Genomic DNA, 18,748 nt, shown 5'->3' on the forward strand with positions numbered 1-18,748 from the left:
GATGTCATGAATACGCTGACGACATGCGGTCCATCTTCCGGGCCGTGGGGGAGCTGAGCATCACCGCCGGCCTGGTCCTCATGTTGTTCTGCGCCTACCTGCTCTGGGGCACCGGCGCCTACACCAGGAGCCAGCAGTTGCTGCTCCAGCGCGAGCTGGCCGCCGAGCGAGCCGAGCGCGACCGCGGCCGCATCGACAAGATCGAGCTCGGCAAGGCCGTCGCCATGCTCAGCATCCCGAGGCTCGGCCGCGACTACCGGTACGCCATCGTCGAGGGTGTGGACGCCGAGCACCTCAAGAAGGGCCCGGGACACTACCCCGACAGCGCCATGCCCGGCCAGATCGGCAACTTCGTGGTCTCGGGCCACCGGACCACGTACGCGGCCCCGTTCAAGGAGCTCGACGAGCTCGAACGCGGCGACGAGATCATCGTGGACGCCCCCGAGGCCCGCTACACCTACCGCGTCACGTCCCAGGACGTCGTGGAGCCCACGGAGGTGGACGTGCTCGCCCCCGTCCCCGGCAAGCCCGACATCCGTCCCATCCGCGCCTACATCACCCTCTCCACCTGCCACCCCGAGTACTCCGCCGCCCAGCGCCTCATCGTGTACGGCGTGCTCAAGAAGACCGAGCTCAGAAAGGAATGACATGTACGGCTGGATCTGGCGCAAACTGCCCGGCGACCCCTGTCGCAAGGTGCTGGCGGCCGCCTTGCTGGTCACGGTCGCGGGGGTCGTACTCTGGTATGCCGTGTTCCCGCTCCTGGAGCCGGCGGTGACGCTCGACGAGGTGACCGTAAGAAGATGACCCGCGTGCTGGTCGTGGACAACCACGACAGCTTCGTCCACACGATCGTCCAGTACCTGCGCGTGCTGGGCGCCGACTGCGACGTCCGTCCCCGCGACGTCGTGGACGTGCGCGACGGCGACGCCTTCGACGGCGTGCTCGTCAGCCCCGGGCCGGGCACCCCGGAGGCGGCCGGTGTGAGCGTGCCCCTGGTGCTGCGCGCGGCCGAGCGCGGGACGCCCCTGCTCGGCGTCTGCCTCGGCCACCAGGCCATCGCGGTCGCCTTCGGCGCCACCGTGGCCCGCGCGCCCGAACTGGTCCACGGGCGCACCAGCGCCGTGCACCACGACGGCAAGGGCGTCTTCGAGGGCCTGCCGTCGCCGGTGCCGATGACCCGCTACCACTCGCTCGCCGTGCTGCCGGAGACCGTCCCCGAGGTCCTCGACGTGACCGCCCGCACCGACGACGGGGTCATCATGGGCCTGCGCCACCGCCGGGCGCCCATCGAGGGCATCCAGTTCCACCCGGAGTCGGTGCTGTCCGAGCACGGCCACCGGCTGCTCGGGAACTGGCTGCACGGGATCGTGTAACGCCCGGCTCGCACAGAGCGACTACCAAATGAGCGCCCCCGCCGTTGCCCCCGAGCGGCGGGGGCGTTCCCACGCCCCCGACAAGCCAGAACACCCACATTCCACCCCTTCTGGCAGGACGGGCCGCTCGCCACCCCCGGCGCCTCTCACAGGACGGCCCTCTCGCCACCCCGGCCCTCCCGCAGGGCGGGACGCTCGCCCCCCGCTCCTTACAGCAAGACGGGAGACTCACCACCTCTCGGCCTTCCCGCAGCGCGGGCCGTCCGCCCCCTGCCCTTCTCGCGACGCGGGACGCTCGCCACTCCGCCCCTTCCGGCAGGGCGGGACACTCGGTCCCCCCGGCCCTACAGGCAAGGCGGAGTGGGCGTTGCGGTGGAACGCCGAAGGCCGCCCTTCCCCGGGTGGGGAGGGCGGCCCTCGGTGGTAGGTCAGCCGTTGAGGCCGTCGTCGCCGATCGGGTTGTCCTCGGTCGGCTCGTCGGACGGGAAGTCCGTCTGGTCGTCGGTCGGTTGCTCGGTCGGCTGCTCGTTGGTGGGCGGCGGAGCCGTCTCGGGCCCGGTGGACACCACGATCGTGATCGTCGTGTTCGGCTGCAGCTTCTGCCCGGCGCCCGGGTTCTGCTGGATGACCGTGCCCTCGGCCTGGTCGCTGGCCTGCGGCGACACCTTCACCTTGAAACCGGCGCCCTTGAGCGCGGCGATGGCGTCCTGCTGGGTGTAGCCGATCACGTCGGGCAGCTCGGTCAGCTCGAACGGCACGTAGAGCGTGACGCTGGTGTCCTTCTCGATCTCGGTGCCGGCCGCCGGCTTGGTCTCGAAGACCTTGCCCTGGGGCTTGGCGGACTGCTTGGTCTTGACCACGCCCTTCAGCCCGACGTCGTCGAGGGCCTTGATCGCGTCCTGGGTGCTCATGCCGATGAGCCCGTCGGGTACGGCGACCTTCTCCTTGCCCTTGGACACGAACAGCTTGACCGTGGCGCCCTTCTCGACCTTCTCGCCCTCCGCCGGCTCGGTCCTGATCACCGTGCCCTTGCCGAACTCGTCGCTGGCCTCCTGCACCACCTCGGGCTTCAGGTTCAGGGCGATGAGCGCCTGTTGCGCGGCCCCCTGCTTCTGCGTGGACAGGGCCGGGATGGTGACCGAGGCGTCGGTGGGCGCGGTCTTGGTGCCGAACACCAGGTAGCCGACCGTGACGAAGGCCCCGATGATCAGCAGCGGGATGATGATCCACAACGCTGTCTTGACCGCGTTGCCGCCACCGCCGCCGGACGCCCTGCGCCGCCCCACGCGGGAGCCGTCGCCGTCGCCGTACTCGTACGGCGGGACCGCGCCGGTGCGCTGCGTGGCCGGGCCCTGGGCCGCCTGGGTGGCGGTCATCATGCGGGTGCCCTGGTTGAAGTTCCCGGTCATCGCCATCGTCTGGGCGTCGACCGGCATGCCGGACATGGCCCGCTGGATGTCGGCCCGCATCTCGCCGGCGTTCTGGTAGCGGTGGGCCGGGTCCTTGGCCATGGCCTTGAGGACGATCGCGTCGGCCCACGCCGGGATCTCGCGGTCGATCTGCGAGGGCGGGATCGGCTCTTCGCGGACGTGCTGGTAGGCGATCGCCACCGGGGAGTCGCCGGTGAACGGCGGCTGGCCGGTGAGCAGCTCGTACAGCACGCAGCCGGTGGAGTAGATGTCGCTGCGGGCGTCGACGCGCTCGCCGCGGGCCTGCTCGGGCGACAGGTACTGGGCGGTCCCTATCACCTGCGCCGTCTGGGTCATGGTGGCGGCCGAGTCGGCCATCGCGCGCGCGATGCCGAAGTCCATCACCTTGACGTCGCCGGCGCGCGTGATCATCACGTTGGCCGGCTTGATGTCACGGTGGACGATGCCGCCGCGGTGGCTGTAGTCGAGCGCGCGCAGGATGCCGTCGACCAGCTCGGCCGCCCGCTCGGGCAGCAGCCGGCGGTCCTGGCGCAGCAGGTCGCGCAGCGTCCGGCCGTCGACGTACTCCATCACGATGTAGGGCACCGGGGTGCCGTCGGTGACGTCTTCGCCGGTGTCGTAGACCGCGACGACGGCGGGGTGGTTCAGTGAGGCCGCCGACTGCGCCTCGCGGCGGAAGCGGGCCTGGAAGGTGTGATCGCGCGCCAGGTCGGAGCGGAGGGTCTTGATCGCGACTATGCGGTCCAGCCGGATGTCTCGGGCGCGATACACCTCGGCCATGCCGCCGCGCCCGACGACACCGTCGAGCTCGTAACGACCTCCGAGTAGCCGAGGCTGAGTCATTTCCTGCACTGTCCCTTACCGTTCATCTTGGGTACCGGCCTGCTCGGGGGGCCGCCGGTGTCCATCATCGACCCCGTAGCGCATCACGTCTCCTCCTTCGGCGGGTTTGTGCCACCCGGGTCCGGCGAAGCGGTTGGTGTCGGAGTTGTCGGTGTCCTGCTGGGCGTTGGGGTGGTGGGGGTGGGAGTCGGGGTACGGGTGGTCGGGGTTGGCTTCGGTGTCGGCTTCTTCGTGGGAGTAGCCGACTTGCTTACCGTAGCCGACCGCGAGGGTACCGGCCGCGTCGACTTCACCGGAAGCGCCGGGGGTCGGCGCGTGTGCTTCTTGGTCCGCGTGGGCCTGAGCAGCTCAGGTGACTGCATCGGGGAGTGGCTCGGCTCGGCGATCTCCGGCAGGGGCGGCGGCGTCGTATCGCGGTTGGCGAACGTGATCGCGCTCAGCCCCACCGCGGCCACGCAACCGGCCGTCGCGACCAGCGCCAGCGTCCGCGCGCCGCGGCGGCTGCGGGCCGGCGGATCGGGCGGGCTCTGGACCGTCGTCGCCGGGGCGAGGCTCTCGGTCGCCCGCTGGTCCTCCGTGGCCGGCTCGCGCACCCGGAAACCCGCGGGGTCGGTGAACATGCTCAGGTCGGCGCCCTGCTCGACGCCCTCCACCAGCGACTGGCGCAGCACGTACGCCCGGTCGGCCGCCTCCAGCGCCGAGGCCGGACGCATCCCCGGCTCCTTGGACAGCAGCGTCATGACCAGGTCGCGCACCGGGACGGGCACGTCCGCGCCGAGCGGCGGCGGCTGCTCATTGAGGTGCAGCAGCGCGATCGCCACCTGGCTGTCGGCCCGGAACGGCGTGTGGCCGGCCAGGCACTCGTAGGCCACCACGCCCAGCGAGTACAGGTCGGTCGCGGGCGTGAGCGGGAAGCCCTGGGCCTGCTCGGGGCTGACGTACTGGGCGGTGCCGAGCACGGTGCCGGTCTGCGTGACGGGCGCGGCCTCCAGGGCGCGGGCGATGCCGAAGTCGGTCACCTTGATCGTGCCCTCGCGGGTGACCAGCAGGTTGCCGGGCTTGACGTCCCTGTGGATGATCCCGGAGGAGTGGGCCGCGTGCAGCGCCTTGGCGGTCTGGTGCACCACGTCGAGCGCCACCTCGGGCCCGAGCGCGCCGTTGCGGCCCAGGATGGCCGACAGCGGCTCGCCGTGCACCAGCTCCATCACGAGATAGGCCAGATCGCTCTGCTCGCCGTAGTCGAAGATCTGGGCCACCCCGGGGTCGGCCAGGGCGGCGGTGAGCCGCGCCTCGTTGCGGAAGCGCTCGCGGAACGTGGGGTCGGCGTGCATGTGACTGCGCAGGATCTTGACCGCGACCTCGCGGCCCAGAAGCTCGTCACGGGCGCGCCACACCTCTCCCATACCGCCCGTGGCGATGCGGGAGAGCAGAAGGTAGCGGTTACGGAGCCGCATGACCCAGCACGTTACCGTCACTCACTTGTTCAGCACCGCCTCCAGCACAGCCTTTGCGATCGGGGCGGCGGTGTGGCCGCCCGTGGCCTCCGCGCCGACGTTGGCCGCGCCCGACTCGACGATGACCGCCAGCGCCACCTTCGGGTTCTCGGCGGGCGCGAAGGAGATGAACCAGGCGTGCGGCGGCGCGCCGTTGCTGGTCTCCGCGGTGCCGGTCTTGCCGCCCACCTGGACGCCCGGCACCTGCGCGAGGTTGGCCGTGCCGTTGTTGACCACGCTGACCATCATGTCGCGCAGCTTGCTCGCCGTCTCGGAGCTGACCGCCTCGGTCAGCTCCTCGGGCTTGGCCTCCTCCATGACGTCGTTCTTGGAGTCGGTGATCTTGTTCACCAGGTACGGCTTCATCACCTTGCCGTCGTTGGCGATGCCGGCCGCGATCATGGCCATCTGCAGCGGCGTCATCCGGTTGTCGCGCTGGCCGATCGAGGCCATCGCGAGCGCGGCGTCGTCGTACTTGCTGCCGAAGTCGCTCTGGGCCACCGACATCGGCACGCCGATCTGCTTGCCCATGCCGAACTTCTCGGTCTGCTCGTTGAGCTTGTCGTAGCCCAGCTGCATGCCGATCTTGGCGAACGGCGTGTTGCAGGACTTCTCCAGCGCGTACACGAGCGGCACCTGGCCGGCGCCGCAGGCCGCGCCGCCGTAGTTGGGCAGGCTGATGTTCGTGTTGGGCAGCGGCAGCCGCTGCGGCGCGTCGACCGTGGTGTCGCCGCCGCGCGAGGAGTCGTCCTCCAGGTACGCCGCCGCCGTCACGACCTTGAACGTCGACCCCGGCGGGTACGTCTGGGCGATGGCCCGGTTGAGCAGCGGCTGGCTCTTGTCCTTGTCCAGCTCGTTGTAGCGGGAGAACACCGTGCCCTTGTCGGTGCCCGACAGCTCGGCCGGGTCGAAGGTGGGCAGCGAGACCATCGCGAGGATGCCGCCCGTCCGCGGGTCGAGCGCCACCAGCGCGCCGCGCTTGCCACTGGCGCGCAGCGCGTCGTAGGCCGCCTTCTGCGCCTTGGGGTTGATCGTCAGGTCGACGTTCGCGCCCCTGGTCGGCTCGCCCGTGAACAGGTCGATGCTGCGCCGCAGCAGCAGGTCGGCGCTGGAGCCGTCGAGCAGCTTGTTCTCGGCCCCCTCGATCGCGCTCGCGCTCTCGGGCGAGAAGTAGCCGGTGACGTGCGCGTAGAGCTTGCCGTCGGTGTACTTCCTGACGAAGCGGAAGTTCTTGCTGTCGGTCTCCACCGACTGGGCGATCACCTTGCCGCCGGCGGTGATGCGGCCGCGCTCGACGGCGTAGCGCTCGTAGTAGTTGCGGCGGTTGCTCGGGTTGGAGCGGTAGTCGTCGGCGCGGACCGCCTGGAGGATGTTCACGTTGATCATCAGGAGCGCGAACATGACCAGGCAGGCCACGGCCGCACGCTTCAGAGTGCTGTTCATCGCTGGAACACCTGGGTGAGTCCTTCGTTCTGGATCGCCTGGGGCGGGGGCCGTCGCGCCGCGTCCGACATGCGTACCAGCAGCGCGATAAGGATCCAGTTAGCCAGCAGCGCCGAGCCGCCCTGCGACATGAACGGGGTGACCAGGCCGGTCAGGGGGATGAGGTTCGTCACGCCGCCGACGATGATGAACACCTGCCAGGCCAGGATGAACGACAGGCCGCCCGCCAGCAGCTTCGAGAACGGGTCGCGGGCCACGAGCGAGGTGCGCAGGCCGCGCTCGACCAGCAGCGCGTAGAGCATGAGCAGCGCCATCAGGCCGGTCAGCCCGAGCTCCTCGCCGGTCGCGGCGAAGATGAAGTCGGAGAAGCTCAGCGGGATCAGGTCGGGGTGCCCCTGGCCGAGCCCGGTGCCGAGGATGCCGCCCGCGCCGAACCCGAACAGCCCCTGCATGATCTGGTAGCTCTTGCTGCACATCGGGTCGCCCGCGCCGCCCTGCTGGCAGACGGGGTCGGTGCCGAAGTAGATCGGGTTGCTCGGGTCGAGCCAGGCGTCGAAACGCGCGCCCACGTGGTCGAAGACCTGCCCGGCGAGGAAGGCGCCGCCGACGAACAGCAGGACGCCGATGAGCACCCACGAGGTGCGCTGGGTGGCGATGTAGAGCATCGCGATGAACGTGCCGAACAGCAGCAGCGAGGTGCCGAGGTCCTTCTCGAAGACCAGCACCAGCAGGCTGAGGCCCCAGGTCACCAGGACCGGGCCGAGGTCGCGGGCACGCGGCAGGTCGATGAAGAGCAGCCGCCGCCCGGCCAGCGCCAGCACGTCGCGCTTGGCCACCAGATAACCGGCGAAGAAGACCACCAGCGCCAGCTTGGCGAACTCGCCCGGCTGGATGGAGAAGCCGCCGATGCGGATCCAGATCTTGGCGCCCTGGACCTCGCTGAGCGAGCCGGGCAGCAGCGCCGGGATCGCCAGCAGCACCAGGCCCACCGCGCCCGCCGTGTACGTCAGGCGTTGCAGCATGCGGTGGTCGCGCAGCACGATCAGCGTGATCGAGAACATCACGACGCCGACGCCGGTCCACATGATCTGGTTGGCCGTGGAGGCGCCGCCCATGTCGGCCGACTCCAGCCGGTAGATCATCACCAGCCCGAGGCCGTTGATCAGGGTCACCAGCGGCAGGATCAGCGGGTCGGCCCATGGCGCGAACTTGGCCAGCACCAGGTAGGCCGCCAGCATCAGGCCGCCCAGGCCCAGGCCGTAGGCCAGCATGCCGGCCGGCACCTTGCCGTCGACGGCCAGGCCGACGTTGGCGTAGGCGCCCATGATGATCAGCACCGCCATGGCGAGCAGGACCAGCTGGGCCACCCGCCGTTTGGCCGGCATCGGGACGGGGGTCGCGAGCATTTCTGCCATTTATTGCGATTTCGTCTTGGTGGCGGTGGGCGTGGGCGACGTGGCCGTGGTGCTCGTGTCGCCCTTGTCGCCCGTGTCGTCCTGGGAGAACTTCAATCCGTTTATCTTCGTCACGCCTTCGTTGACGTCGGTGACGGGGATGCCGCTCTTGATCAGGGCCTGGTCCGCCGGGGACAGCTTGGAGAGCGGACGGCCGGTGCGCTTCTCCACGTGGAAGAACTCGATCGGCCCCACCTCCTGCTTGATCCCCTGGAAGATGACCACTTCGTCGCCCCTGGCACCGACGAAGAACTGGTCCTGGGTCCACTGCCATCCGAGGTAACCGCCGGCGCCCAAGGCGACGGCGCCCACCCCGAGCACGGTGACCAGCACGGGCCACACACGACGGCGCCGCCCCGACCGCCGGGTCGCCTGCGCGACCGGCTCGTCGAAGTCGTCACCGTCGGCGATCGCCGGCTGGGGTGCGGTCACCGCGCTCACTCGCCCCGGCTGGGTCTCCGGGGCGCCTCCTCGTAGCCTGGTCATCCCCGCGGCGCCGACGACCGCCGCCTCCACGGGAACCTCCTGGCCGTCGCTGATCTCCAGCACGTCGGCGAGCACGCACGTGATGTTGTCGGGCCCGCCGCCCCGGTTCGCCAGATCGATGAGCTGGCGGACCACCTCTTCGGGGTCGTCGATGTTGGTCAGCGTGGCGTGCAGCGTCTCGGCGCTCACCACGCCCGACAGGCCGTCGGAACAGAGCAGGTAGCGGTCGCCCACCTGCGCCTCGCGCAGGGTGAGGTCGGGATCGACCTCGCCGCTGCCGTCGAGCGCGCGCAGCAGGATCGATCGTTGGGGGTGCGTGGCCGCCTCTTCGGGCGTGATGCGCCCGTCGTCGACGAGCTGCTGCACCAGGGTGTGGTCATGGGTGATCTGGTAGAGCTCGCCGCGTCTCAGGAGGTAGGCGCGCGAGTCGCCCACGTGCACCAGGGCGACCTGGGTGCCGTTCCAGAGCATGGCGGTGAGCGTCGTGCCCATGCCTTTGAGGCTGGGATCCCGCCCGACCATCTCGTGCAGCCGGCGATTGGCGTCGCGCACCGCTGCCTCAATGGCGTTGAGCAGGTCACCCCCCTGTTGGGCCTCTTCCAGAGAGGCCATGGCGGCGATGGCGACAGAGCTCGCCACCTCGCCGTGTGCGTGCCCGCCCATGCCGTCGGCGACGGCCAGCAGGCGGCCGCTAGCGTACGCCGAGTCCTCGTTCCCTTCGCGGAGGAGGCCGACGTCCGAGCGGGCGGCGTAGCGGAGTGCGATGGTCATTTGCGCAATTCAATGACTGTCTTGCCGACGCGGATCGGAACACCGAGCGGCACCGGGGTCGGACGGGTGACTTTCGAGCGGTCGAGATACGTGCCGTTGGTCGAACCGAGATCTTCCACGATCCACTGACCGTCCTGAGGGAAGAGCCGGGCATGCCGGCTGGATGCGTAGTCGTCGCTGACTACCAGCGTGGCGTCGTTCGCCCGGCCAATGGTGATGGGCGTCTCCGTGAGGTTAATGGTGGTGCCCTGCAATGGGCCACCGGTAACGATGAGCTGGCGTGGCTCGCCCTTCTTGCTCTTGGGCTTGGCCACCGGTTTGGCGGGCTTCACGGCTTTGCGCGGGCCCGCGGGAGCCGTGCGTGAACCGAACAAGTCAGTCCGGATCACGCCGACTGCGGCAATGACGAAAAACCACAGCACCGCCAGGAAGGCGAGCCGGATCAGCAGCAGCGTGAGCTCGGACATGGACCGTCTGTCTACCCCTAATCGCGCCGGAACACCAGAGTCGTGCGTCCCAGCGTCACTCGCGTGCCGTTCTGGAGCTCGATTCTGCGTACCGGCTGGCCGTTGACGAAGGTGCCGTTCGTCGAACCGAGATCGACGAGGGCCACGAGCTGCCCCTCGACGCGCAGCTCCGCATGGTGCCGCGACACTCCCGGATCGACAAGACGAAGATCGCAGTCGGTGCCCCTGCCGAGCAAGGTCACCGGCGTGGTGAGCTCGTAGGAGCGGTCGCCCTGCGGGTCGTCCTGGGTGGAGACGAGCAGCCTGGGCCGCCCGTTGAAGGCCCCGGGCCTGGACGGGGGCAGGTCGCTCGCCGGCTGGCGGATCTCGTCCTGCTCGACCGTCGCGCCGCGGATGACGCCGGACCGGATGCGGAACAGGCCCACAGCCAGGTCTCCGGCGGTCTCGAAGCGCACCCGGACCGGTCCCACGAAGGAGTAGCCCTGTTCCTTGGCGTACTCCCTGGCGAGGTTGGCCAGCTCGTGGCTGATGCTGTCGGCGTAGACCTCAAGCCGTTCGCTGTCGGTCGTGGACAGCTCCACCACGAAGTCGTTGGGCACGAGCGTCCGGCCCTGCGCGACGATCGCCGCCCGCTCGTCCATCTCCCGTTGAACCGCGCTGGCGACCTCGACCGGCTGAAGGTCAGATTTGAACGCCCGCGCAAAGGCCCCCTCAACCAAGCCTTCGAGCCTTCGCTCGAAGCGCTGAAGGACTCCCACCGGGTACCTCCCTTCTTCCCTGCATATGATCGCGGCCCCAGACGCTTCCGGCGCCCGGTTTCCGCTCGTCCCACGTGGCGGCGTCGTGACGCTCGTTGCCAGTCGCGCCCAGCTCCTCCGCTTCCGTGTCTTCTGCGATCGTATCCGGGTTCAGTACCAGTGGCTGTTCCGTGCTACTGTTTCTCCGCACCCACAAACGGGCGGGTGGCGGAACGGCAGACGCGCACGGTTCAGGTCCGTGTGTCCGAAAGGACGTGAGGGTTCAAATCCCTCCTCGCCCACTCGGTGACTAGGGGATCCTTGGTCGCCGGCCTTACAGGTCGGCTTCCTCGGGTCCCCTCGTCATATCTGCCCGGGGGATAACCCCCGGACCCCCAGGGGGACAAGCTTTCGGGGGATTCTCCCCCGGGCCCCCATCCACGCGGGTTGCTCATCTCCTGGGCCTGGCCCACAGTTTCGTACCGGGTCCTGGTGCGCAAGGGTCCTGGGATTTCTTTCTTGTGACGTGGCACTTGGACTTTAGGTCAGCCGGCTTGCAGGGAACTTTCTGGTGGCTTGCGTGATTTAGGTCACATTGGATTGGTGGGCGGGTTCGGGTGATCCTGAGGGCTACGGCAAACTGTGGCCGCTGGGTTTCCGTTCAGGGGGTTGCCGCACAATGGATGACTCGATGGTTCAGCTGCTCACGCCCTCCGGTGAGCGTGTGGAGCATCCCGAATATCCGCTGGTCGTCTCGGATGATGAGATCCGGGATCTTTACCGGGATCTCGTGGCCGTCCGGCGGATCGACTCCGAGGCCGTCGCGCTCGCCCGTCAGGGGGAGCTGGGGCTGTGGACGTCACTGCTCGGGCAGGAGGCCGCCCAGGTCGGCTCCGGGCGCGCCATCGGGGATCTGGACGCCGTCTTCCCCTCCTACCGGGAGCACGGGGTCGCCTACTGCCGGGGGATGGACCCCCTCGACGTGGTCGCCATGTGGCGCGGCGTCAACCACGGCGGCTGGGACCCGTCCCGGCACAACTTCTTCCTGTACACGATCGTCATCGGGACGCAGGCGCTGCACGCCACCGGTTACGCGATGGGCATGCAGCGCGACGGCGTCATCGGCACCGACAAGGCCGGGGCGACCATCGTCTACTTCGGCGACGGCGCCACCTCCCAGGGCGACGTGAACGAGGCGTTCGTCTTCGCGGGCGCCTGCCACGCGCCGATCGTGTTCTTCTGCCAGAACAACCAGTGGGCCATCTCCGAGCCCCAGGAACGCCAGTCGCGGATCCCGCTGTACCGGCGGGCCGAGGGCTTCGGGTTCCCCGGCGTCCGGGTCGACGGCAACGACGTGCTGGCCTGCCTCGCGGTCACGCGCAAGGCGCTGGCCGACGCCCGGTCGGGGCAGGGGCCCACGCTCGTCGAGGCGTTCACGTACCGGATGGGGGCGCACACCACCTCCGACGACCCCACCCGCTACCGGGCCAAGGACGACGTCGAGGCGTGGCGGCGGCGCGACCCCATCGAGCGGGTCAGGGCGTACCTGACCGCGGCCGGCACCGGCGACGACTTCTTCCGCGAGGTCGAGGCCGACGCCGCCAAGATCGGGGCCGAGCTGCGCAGGCGGCTGCTCGAACTGCCCGACCCCGCCCCTTCGGCGATCTTCGAGCACGTCTACGCCGAGCCGCACCCGCTCATCGAGTCCGAGCGGGCGCAGCACGCCGCCTACCTCGACGGGTTCGCCGCCGGGGAGTAGGCGCGCGAGGCGGCCTTGGTGTCCAGGAGCTCGCCCAGCAGGTCCGTGAGGCTCACCATGCCGATGACCGCGCCGCCCTGGCCGGTGACCAGCGCCAGGTGCGCGCGGGCCTCCTGAAGGGCCGTCACGGCCTCGGGCACCTGCGTGACGCACGCGAGCCTCGGCAGCGGCCTGGCGAGCTCACCGGCCGTACGCGCGGGCTGAAGGAGGGCGTCGCGGGCGTGCAGGACGCCTTCGATCCCGGCCGGGCCGCCCACCAGCAGCCGCAGGTGGCCGCTGCCCGCAGCCTTGGCCCTGATCTGGGCCGAACCGGCGGACGGCGGCACCTTCACGGCCCGGTCGATCGGCACCATCAGGCGCTCGATGCCCTCGGCCTGCAGCCGCAGCGCGCGGGTGAGCAGGTCGTGCTCCTCGCGGTCGAGCAGGCCCATCCGGCCCGACTCGCCCACCAGCATGGCGAGCTGCCGGGGCGTCCTGGTGGTGGCCAGCTCGTCGCGCGGCTGCACGCCGAACAGGCGCAGGATCAGGTTCGTCAGCCCGTTGAGCGACGACAGCAGCGGGCGCATGAGCTGGGTGAACCCGCGGAACGGCAGCGTCAGCAGCAGCGCCGCCCGCTCGGGGTGCGTCAGCGCCCACGACTTGGGCGCCATCTCGCCCACCACCATGTGCAGGAACGTCACCAGCGCCAGCGCGATCGTCAGCGCGATCGGCATGCGCAGCGACTCCGGCACGCCGACGGCGGCGAAGACCGGCTCCAGGAAGTGCTCGATGGCCGGCTCGGTGACCTGGCCGAGGCCCAGCGTGCACAGGGTGATGCCGAGCTGCGCGCCGGCCAGCATGAGCGAGAGCTGACGCCCGCCGCCCACCGCCGACTTGGCCGCGACCCGGACCAGGCGGTTGCCGCCCGAGGCCATCTCCTCCAGACGGTGCCGCCTGGCGGAGACGAACGCGAACTCGGCGGCCACGAACAGCGCGTTGAACAGCAGCAGCGCGAGGCTGACCAGGATCATCGTCATCGGGACGCCTCCGCGTGCTGCACGGGCGCGAGCCGCACCCATTCGGGCACCCGGCGGTTGAGCGACATGACGGTCAGCTCGGCCAGGTGCTCGGCCGCGTCGTCGGCGAACGGGTCGGCGTCGCCCTCGATCGGGACGGTCACCACGTCGCCGGGGTCGGGCATCCGGCCCAGCCGGGCCAGCACCAGGCCGGCGAGGGTGTCGTAGTCGTCGCTCTCCGGCAGCGCGACGCCGGTCGCGCGCTCGACCTCGTCCAGCCTGAGCCAGCCGGGCACCTCCCAGACGCCGCCGGGCCGCTCGACGGCGCCGGCCGGCTCGGGGTCGTTCTCGTCGACGAGCTCGCCGACCAGCTCCTCGGCCAGGTCCTCGACGGTGAGCACGCCGGCCAGGCCGCCGTACTCGTCGATGACGCAGACGATGTCGTCGTCGGCCGCCCGCATCCGGTCGAGGACGGCCGGCAGCGGCAGCGAGTCGGGCACCAGCAGCGCGGGCCGGGTGATGCTGCCGACCAGGCCCTCGTCCAGGCCGGACGCCAGCAGTTCGCGCACGCCCGTCACGCCCACCACGTCGCCGTCGTGGCCGATGACGGGGTAGCGGGAGTGGCCGCGTTCGCGCATGACCTCCAGCAGCTCGGAGATGGGCTGGGAGTCGCGCAGCGCCACCACGCGGGGGCGCGGCACCATGATCTCCTCGGCGCTGTGGTCGCCGAACTCCAGGGCGCGCTCCAGCAGCTCCGACAACCTCGGGGGCAGCTCGCCCGCCTGGGTCGACTCCTCGATGATCCGGGAGAGCTCCTCGGGGGTGGCCCCGTGCTCGACCTCCTCGACCGGCTCGATGCCGACGCGGCGGAGCAGCCCGGTGGCGGCCGAGTCGAACAGCTTGACCACCGGCCCCACGACCGCCAGGTAGACCAGCGTGGACCCGGCCAGGAACTTGGCCACCGGCTCGGGCCTGGCGATGCCGAGGTTCTTCGGCGCCAGCTCGCCGAGCACCATCTGCACCACGGTCGCCACGAACACGCCGGCGGCCACGGACAGCCCCGTGATCGCCGCGTCGGGCAGGCCCGTGCCGTCGAGCCAGGGCCGTACCAGGACGGAGATGGCCGGCTCGGCCAGGAAACCGACGAGCAGGGCCGTGACGGTGATGCCGAGCTGGGCGCCCGAGAGCATGAACGAGAGCCGGGAGGTCACCTGGAGCGCCTTTTCGGCCTGGGTGTCACCGGCGGCGGCCTGCTCGCGCAGGAGGCCCCGGTCGGCGGCGACGAAGGCGAACTCCTGGGCGACGAAGTACCCGGTGGCGGCGGTGAGGAGGAAAAGGGCCAGCAGGCCGAGATAGGCGCTCACCGGGGTGAGCCCTCAGAGGAACCCGTGCCGAGGCACGGGCCAAGACTCCACGAGTCCGGAGCGGACACGATCATCCCTTCGATAGAGGTCGTCCATAACGCTAACGACGCAGTCCGCGTCTATGTTTCCGCAGTGACTCTCAGCTAGTTGTGTGTACTTGTCCGTGGGAGAAACTTGGTGAGATGTCTTCACTGCCAGGGGGTTGGACGTAGCGTCTATGGCATACCGAAGGGAAGAAGGCGAAGTGTCTGAGGACGACCGTACGCGGGCCATGCGCTCGCCGGGCGACGGCCGCCCGCTGCCACCGAGGCCCGGCGACGGGCAGCGCTCCGGTGGCGCACCCGCCCACCGGGTCCCGCCGGGCGTGCCGAACGCGGCCACGTCCAAGCTGCCCGCCTACTCCGACGAGCAGCAGTCGCCGCCGCCTCCACCGCCTCCCCGCTCGGGCAAGGTCTACGGACGCGAGCGCGCCGGGAACAGCCCCGTCAAACCGCTCAGGGCGGCGGGCGAGCCCGCGCCGAAGGAGCCGCGCGGGCCCAGGGGGCCGCGGGTGCGCGGCCGGACCGTCCTGAAGATCGTCGCGGGCCTGGTCGCGCTGCTCCTGGTGGCGGCCGTGGGCCTGTTCTTCTGGATCAACTCCAGGCTGGCGGGCATCGACGGGGTGCTCGACGAGTACGCGGGCCGGCCCGCCGACACCCCCGGCACCAACTGGCTGCTGGTGGGCTCCGACAGCCGCAAGGGCCTGACCGCGGCCGAGCGCAAGAAGCTGGCCACCGGGCGCGCGGTCGGGCAGCGCACCGACTCGATGATGCTGCTGCACATCTCCGACAACGGCGACAAGCCCACCCTGGTCAGCCTTCCGCGCGACTCGGCGGTGACCATTCCGGGGCGCGGGCGCGACAAGCTCAACGCGGCGTACGCGGCCGGCGGGCCGAAGCTGCTGGTCCGCACGGTCGAGACCGTCACCGGCGTGCACGTCGACAACTACATGGAGATCGGCTTCGCCGGCTTCGTGGACATCGTGGACGCGATCGGCGGCGTCGAGATCAACGTGCGGGCCGACGTCGACGACCCCAAGGCCGGGCTCAAGCTCAAGAAGGGCAAGCAGGTGCTCAACGGCTCCCAGGCCCTCGGCTACGTACGCACCCGCAAGGGCGGCGCGCTGCCGGACTTCGAGCGCACCAAGCGGCAGCGGCAGTTCCTCGGCGCGGTGGTGAAGAAGGCGGCCAGCCCGGGCGTGCTGATCAACCCGTTCACCTCGATCCCGCTGGCCATGAGCGCCACCGACGCGGTCGAGGTCGACTCCGGCACCGGCGCGTTCGACATGCTCTCGCTGGGGCTGGCGATGGGCGACAGCCCGGTCACGACCGTGGTGCCGTTCGGCGGGAACGAGATCGTGGCCGGCGGCGGTGCGGCGATCAAGTGGGACCGGCTCAAGGCGCTGGCCCTCTTCGACGCGCTGAAGGCGGACAAGCCCGTGCCGAAGGAGATCGTGGACGCCGGCTGACCTGCCCCGCGAGGCGCGAGCCTCGCGGGGCAGCGCCCGTGCCCGGCTCAGGTCGTGGTGGCGGCGACGACCGCGGCGGTGGAGGCGGTGACGGCGACGGCCGCGGTGATGGCGGCGATGGTCTTGGCGACCGCCTGCCCGGCCCACTCGCCCTCGGCGATCTCCTTGACGCGCTCGCGGTCGGCGCCGGGGAAGGCTTTGCGGTCGAGCTTCGCCGCGTGCATGATCGCGATCAGCGTGGCGGTGCGCTCGTCGGGGTCGGCGCCGGCGAGGACGGCCGTGACGCGCTCGCGCACGTCGGCCTCCACCTGGGGGTCCGCCTCCGGCCAGCGCGTGGTCGGGAAGATCCCCAGGATCCGGCCGCGCTCCTCGGTCAGCACGCCCGCCTCGGCGAGCCTGGTGAGCAGGCGCCTGCGCAGCTTGTCCGACTGCAGCCGCTGCACCCACCACGCGGGCTTCCTGGCCTTGCCGTCCTCGGCCATGCGGGCGAGGGCGGCGTCGAGCTCCGCGTCGCCCAGCGGGGTGGGGTCCTTCACCGTCACCTTGTCGTCGGCCAGCTCGACGCGGCCCGCGGCGGCCAGCTCGGCGAGGATCGCGCCACCGAGCGCGGGGTGGAGCTGGACGCCCCCGATGAGCTGTTTGCCTTCTTCCTCGTCGTGGGCGAGGAGGAGGAGTTCTTCGGCAATCGTCACGGTCATGTCCCGACACTAACCTCCCAGCATGAGCATTTCGGAAAGACTTCACGCGATCGGCCGGCCCCTGCTCCAGGCGCAGCTCGACCATCCCACGGTGGCCGGCATCGGGCGTGGCGACCTGCCGGAGCCGGTCTTCCGGTCCTGGCTGGAGCAGGACTACCTGTACCTGCTCGACTATGTGCGGGTGTTCTCCAGACTGGCCTGGCAGGCGCCGGACGGGCATCTGGGGGACCTGGTGGATCTGGCGTACGCGACGTACCACGACGAACTGCGTCTGCATCGGTCGTTGTCGGCGGAGTTCGGGGCCGATCTGGACAATGCGGTGAAGGGGCCGGCGTGCGTGGCGTACACGACGTTCCTGCTGGAGGCGGCGGGGTCCTACGGGGAGGGGTTGGCCGCGCTTTATCCGTGTATGTGGGGATATTCGAGTCTTGGGAAGATCCTCGCCGAGAACCCGCCCGCCGAGCCGCGGTACCGGGCCTGGGTGGACACCTACGCCGACCCGGCGTTCGCGGCGCTGACCGTACGGATCGGGCAGATGATCGACGAGGCCGACCCCGACCCCGTACGGGCGGAGGCGCTGTTCGCCGAGGGCATGGCACACGAGCTCGCCTTCTGGGACGTGCCGTAGTCGCGTGCCGGCCCGGCGCTCGCCATACCCTGGGGGCATGCCGGAACTTCCCGAGGTGGAGTCGCTCACCAACTTCCTGCGCGAGCGGGCGGTCGGCCGTTCGATCGCGGGCGTCGACGTCGTCGGCTTCCAGGCGCTCAAGACGTTCGATCCGCCGGTCACGGCGCTCGGCGGGCTCACCGTCACGGGCGTGTCGAGGCACGGCAAGTTCCTCGACCTCGACTGCGACGGCCTGCACCTGATCATCCATCTGGCCCGCGCCGGCTGGCTGCGCTGGCGCGACGACCTGACCGGCGCGCGGCCGGTGCGGCCGGGCAAGGGGCCGCTGGCCGTCCGCGTACGGCTGGCGCCCGGCGACGACGGCCTGGCACCCGGGTTCGAGCTGACCGAGGCCGGCACGCAGAAACGGCTGGCCGTCTACGTCACCGACAAGCCGGAGGACGTGCCCGGCATCGCCGCCCTGGGCCCCGACCCGCTCGACGACGCCTTCACCGTCGAGGCGCTCAAGCGCATCGTGGGCGGCAACCGCACCCAGATCAAGGGGCTGCTGCGCGACCAGAAGGTGATCGCGGGCATCGGCAACGCCTACTCCGACGAGGTGCTGCACGCGGCGAAGATGTCGCCGTTCAAGATCGCCGCGACGCTGACCGACGCGCAGATCGCCGACCTGCACGAGGCCATCGTGACGACGTTGCGCGACGCCGTCGAACGGGCGCACGGGCTGGCCGCCAAAGACCTCAAGGCGGAGAAGAAGTCCGGGCTGCGCGTGCACAACCGGGCCGGACAGCCGTGCGACGTGTGCGGCGACACGATCCGCGAGGTGTCCTTCGCCGACTCCGCCCTCCAGTACTGCCCCACCTGCCAGACGGGCGGCAAACCGCTGGCCGACCGGCGGATGTCGCGCCTGCTCAAGTAGGGTCCCGGGCGCGGGATGATGGAGGCATGACCGTTCCAGAGATCGACGTCACCGCCGTTCCCGACGACGCCTACCTGCTCGACGTCCGCGAGCAGGACGAGTGGCTGGCCGGCCACGCCCCCGAGGCCGTGCACATCCCCATGTCGCAGATCCAGGGCCGGGTCGAGGAGGTGCCCGCCGACCGCACGGTCTACGTGGTGTGCCGGGTCGGCGGCCGGTCGATGCAGGTCACGGCGTGGCTCAACCAGCTCGGGCGCGACGCCGTCAACGTGGGCGGCGGCATGCAGTCGTGGGAGTTCGCGCGCCGTCCGATGGTCAGCGAGACCGGCCAGGAGCCCTTCGTGGCCTGAATGTCCGCCTGGATGTCCGTCTGAATGCCCC

General features: G+C 70.4%; 18 protein-coding genes and 1 tRNA gene. 9 read left to right on the forward strand and 10 right to left on the reverse strand.

The features are described 5' to 3' along the window. Window positions 1-23: 23 nt before the first annotated feature. The 3 genes from ACIBQ8_RS24100 to ACIBQ8_RS24110 are packed head-to-tail and all read left to right on the forward strand — an operon-like array spanning window position 24 to window position 1,376. Window positions 24-647 carry a class E sortase gene (locus ACIBQ8_RS24100; RefSeq protein WP_397180000.1) on the forward strand — a complete coding sequence of 208 codons (624 nt, stop codon included), beginning with the start codon at window positions 24-26 and terminating at the stop codon, window positions 645-647. Between the two features lies 1 nt (window position 648). Next, window positions 649-807: a hypothetical protein gene (locus tag ACIBQ8_RS24105; RefSeq protein WP_397193018.1), complete on the forward strand. Its 159-nt coding sequence runs from the start codon at window positions 649-651 to the stop codon at window positions 805-807. Further along, window positions 804-1,376 carry a gamma-glutamyl-gamma-aminobutyrate hydrolase family protein gene (locus ACIBQ8_RS24110; RefSeq protein ID WP_358291014.1) on the forward strand — a complete coding sequence of 191 codons (573 nt, stop codon included), beginning with the start codon at window positions 804-806 and terminating at the stop codon, window positions 1,374-1,376. The genes ACIBQ8_RS24105 and ACIBQ8_RS24110 overlap by 4 nt, the downstream gene beginning before the upstream one ends. Before the next feature lie 428 nt (window positions 1,377-1,804). Here ACIBQ8_RS24110 and pknB read toward each other — a convergent pair whose 3' ends face one another. From pknB to ACIBQ8_RS24145, 7 genes are all read right to left on the reverse strand, one after another. Continuing rightward, window positions 1,805-3,649, reverse strand: coding sequence for a Stk1 family PASTA domain-containing Ser/Thr kinase (gene pknB, locus ACIBQ8_RS24115; protein WP_397193019.1), 1,845 nt, complete (start codon window positions 3,647-3,649; stop codon window positions 1,805-1,807). Window positions 3,650-3,732: 83 nt separating this feature from the next. Beyond that, window positions 3,733-5,103, reverse strand: coding sequence for a protein kinase (locus tag ACIBQ8_RS24120; protein WP_397179997.1), 1,371 nt, complete (start codon window positions 5,101-5,103; stop codon window positions 3,733-3,735). 21 nt (window positions 5,104-5,124) lie between these two features. Next, entirely contained in the window at window positions 5,125-6,585 is a 1,461-nt protein-coding gene (locus tag ACIBQ8_RS24125) for a peptidoglycan D,D-transpeptidase FtsI family protein (protein WP_397179996.1), read from the reverse strand. Continuing rightward, window positions 6,582-8,000 carry an FtsW/RodA/SpoVE family cell cycle protein gene (locus ACIBQ8_RS24130; protein WP_397179995.1) on the reverse strand — a complete coding sequence of 473 codons (1,419 nt, stop codon included), beginning with the start codon at window positions 7,998-8,000 and terminating at the stop codon, window positions 6,582-6,584. The genes ACIBQ8_RS24125 and ACIBQ8_RS24130 overlap by 4 nt, the downstream gene beginning before the upstream one ends. Then, window positions 8,001-9,296 carry a Stp1/IreP family PP2C-type Ser/Thr phosphatase gene (locus tag ACIBQ8_RS24135; protein WP_397179994.1) on the reverse strand — a complete coding sequence of 432 codons (1,296 nt, stop codon included), beginning with the start codon at window positions 9,294-9,296 and terminating at the stop codon, window positions 8,001-8,003. Beyond that, a complete protein-coding gene (locus ACIBQ8_RS24140) occupies window positions 9,293-9,763 on the reverse strand; it encodes an FHA domain-containing protein (protein WP_357693136.1) in 471 nt (156 codons plus the stop codon). Before ACIBQ8_RS24140 ends, ACIBQ8_RS24135 begins: the two co-directional genes overlap by 4 nt. Window positions 9,764-9,780: 17 nt before the next feature. Beyond that, window positions 9,781-10,521: a DUF3662 and FHA domain-containing protein gene (locus ACIBQ8_RS24145; protein ID WP_125640997.1), complete on the reverse strand. Its 741-nt coding sequence runs from the start codon at window positions 10,519-10,521 to the stop codon at window positions 9,781-9,783. A gap of 198 nt (window positions 10,522-10,719) precedes the next feature. Between ACIBQ8_RS24145 and ACIBQ8_RS24150 the strand changes: the two genes are divergently transcribed. Further along, a tRNA-Leu gene (locus ACIBQ8_RS24150) sits at window positions 10,720-10,802 on the forward strand. A gap of 389 nt (window positions 10,803-11,191) precedes the next feature. Continuing rightward, the gene (pdhA, locus tag ACIBQ8_RS24155; protein WP_397193020.1) at window positions 11,192-12,259 is read left to right on the forward strand and encodes a pyruvate dehydrogenase (acetyl-transferring) E1 component subunit alpha; all 1,068 of its coding nucleotides are present in this window, start codon (window positions 11,192-11,194) and stop codon (window positions 12,257-12,259) included. On the opposite strand, the gene ACIBQ8_RS24160 is transcribed toward pdhA, so the two are convergent. Further along, window positions 12,229-13,275, reverse strand: a complete 1,047-nt coding sequence (locus tag ACIBQ8_RS24160) for a hemolysin family protein (RefSeq protein WP_397179992.1) — start codon at window positions 13,273-13,275, stop codon at window positions 12,229-12,231. The genes pdhA and ACIBQ8_RS24160 overlap by 31 nt on opposite strands. Beyond that, a complete protein-coding gene (locus ACIBQ8_RS24165) occupies window positions 13,272-14,618 on the reverse strand; it encodes a hemolysin family protein (RefSeq protein WP_397193021.1) in 1,347 nt (448 codons plus the stop codon). Before ACIBQ8_RS24165 ends, ACIBQ8_RS24160 begins: the two co-directional genes overlap by 4 nt. A 244-nt stretch (window positions 14,619-14,862) precedes the next feature. On the opposite strand from ACIBQ8_RS24165, the gene ACIBQ8_RS24170 reads away from it, so the two are divergent. Further along, window positions 14,863-16,125 carry an LCP family protein gene (locus ACIBQ8_RS24170; protein ID WP_397193022.1) on the forward strand — a complete coding sequence of 421 codons (1,263 nt, stop codon included), beginning with the start codon at window positions 14,863-14,865 and terminating at the stop codon, window positions 16,123-16,125. A gap of 47 nt (window positions 16,126-16,172) precedes the next feature. Here the strand turns inward: ACIBQ8_RS24170 and ACIBQ8_RS24175 are convergent, their stop codons facing one another. Further along, on the reverse strand, window positions 16,173-16,823 hold the full coding sequence (locus ACIBQ8_RS24175) for a GPP34 family phosphoprotein (protein ID WP_397179989.1): 651 nt from the start codon (window positions 16,821-16,823) through the stop codon (window positions 16,173-16,175). 22 nt (window positions 16,824-16,845) lie between these two features. Between ACIBQ8_RS24175 and ACIBQ8_RS24180 the strand changes: the two genes are divergently transcribed. From ACIBQ8_RS24180 to ACIBQ8_RS24190, 3 genes are read left to right on the forward strand one after another with little or no spacing between them, the layout of a single operon-like run. Next, complete coding sequence (locus ACIBQ8_RS24180) at window positions 16,846-17,451, forward strand: TenA family protein (protein ID WP_397179988.1); 606 nt, start codon at window positions 16,846-16,848, stop codon at window positions 17,449-17,451. A 37-nt stretch (window positions 17,452-17,488) separates the two neighbouring features. Continuing rightward, window positions 17,489-18,367, forward strand: a complete 879-nt coding sequence (locus tag ACIBQ8_RS24185; protein ID WP_397179987.1) for an Fpg/Nei family DNA glycosylase — start codon at window positions 17,489-17,491, stop codon at window positions 18,365-18,367. A gap of 26 nt (window positions 18,368-18,393) precedes the next feature. Then, a complete protein-coding gene (locus ACIBQ8_RS24190; protein WP_352363287.1) occupies window positions 18,394-18,717 on the forward strand; it encodes a rhodanese-like domain-containing protein in 324 nt (107 codons plus the stop codon). The last annotated feature ends 31 nt before the right edge of the window (window positions 18,718-18,748 follow it).

Source organism: Nonomuraea sp. NPDC049646 (assembly GCF_044465525.1).
In the GTDB taxonomy this organism is placed as follows: Bacteria; Actinomycetota; Actinomycetes; order Streptosporangiales; family Streptosporangiaceae; genus Nonomuraea.